Source organism: Kitasatospora sp. A2-31 (assembly GCF_022288725.1).
In the GTDB taxonomy this organism is placed as follows: Bacteria; Actinomycetota; Actinomycetes; order Streptomycetales; family Streptomycetaceae; genus Kitasatospora.
On sequence record NZ_JAKNTA010000284.1, the window covers coordinates 1 to 1,006 of the forward strand.

The 1,006-nt window shown below is 74.4% G+C and carries 1 protein-coding gene; it reads right to left on the bottom strand.

Going from position 1 to position 1,006, the window contains the following annotated elements; genetic code table 11:
• A partial coding sequence (locus MCM47_RS41475; protein ID WP_238951919.1) for a CpaF family protein occupies positions 1-1,006 on the bottom strand: 1,006 nt, incomplete at both ends.

Genomic DNA, 1,006 nt, shown 5'->3' on the forward strand with positions numbered 1-1,006 from the left:
CCCCCGCCGATCCGCAGCTGCAGCGGCTCCGCCCAGCTGCCGAAGCGCGAGCCGAGCAGGGCCGCGTCGAAGCCCGCCCGCCGCAGGTCGTCCAGGCAGTTCGGCGGGGTGTGCGGGACGGCGCGCGGCTCGCCCAGGTCGGGGCGCGGGCCGAAGACCGTGTTCAGCGCGGGCCGCCCGCTCTCGCCGAGGCCGGTGACCTCCAGGACGTGCGAGACGAACCGGTGCCGGCGGCCGCCGACCGCGGTCTCGTCGACCATCGAGACGTGCACGATGAGGTCCACCGCGTTGGCGGTCAGCCGGTAGGCGAGCGCGTCGGTCATGTGCGAGCCGTACTCGAGGCAGAGCTCGGCGATGCGGTCCACCACCATGTGCGGGCCGCGGGCGTGCAGGGTGCACATCGAGCCGCCCTCGCCATTGGTCATCACCCGCAGCATCGGGACGACCTCGCCGGAGCGGACCTCGCCGACGATGATCCGCGACAGCGTCATCCGCAGCGCCGCCGGGATGAGGTCCCCGATGCTCAACTCGCCCGCCATCCGGCCGTCGACGCGCTCGCCGTTGCCCTCGCGGGCCTCCATCGGCACGACCTGGCGCAGGTGGCCGAGGGTGTGCAGCCAGAGCTCGAACTCCGACTCCAGGGTGCCGATCCGCTCGTCCGGCGGGATCTCGGCGGCCATCGCGCGCAACAGGCTGGTCTTGCCGACGCCCTGGGTGCCGGTGATCATCACGTTCTTCCGGGCCCGGATCGCCGCCGCCAGGAAGGCCGCCAGGGTGGAGTCCAGGGTGCCCAGGCGCACCATCTCGGGCAGCGTCGCCGACGCCACCCGGTGGCGGCGGATCGCCACGTACGGGCGCGGGGTCACCTCGGTGAGCGCCTGGAGGCGCATGCCGCCCTCCAGGCGCAGCGCGAGCGTCGGACTGGCGGTCGAGAGGCTCCGCTCGCCGCCCCCGTGCTGGCGGGCGGGGGCCTGGAGCAGCTCGATCAGCTCGGCGTCGCTGTCGG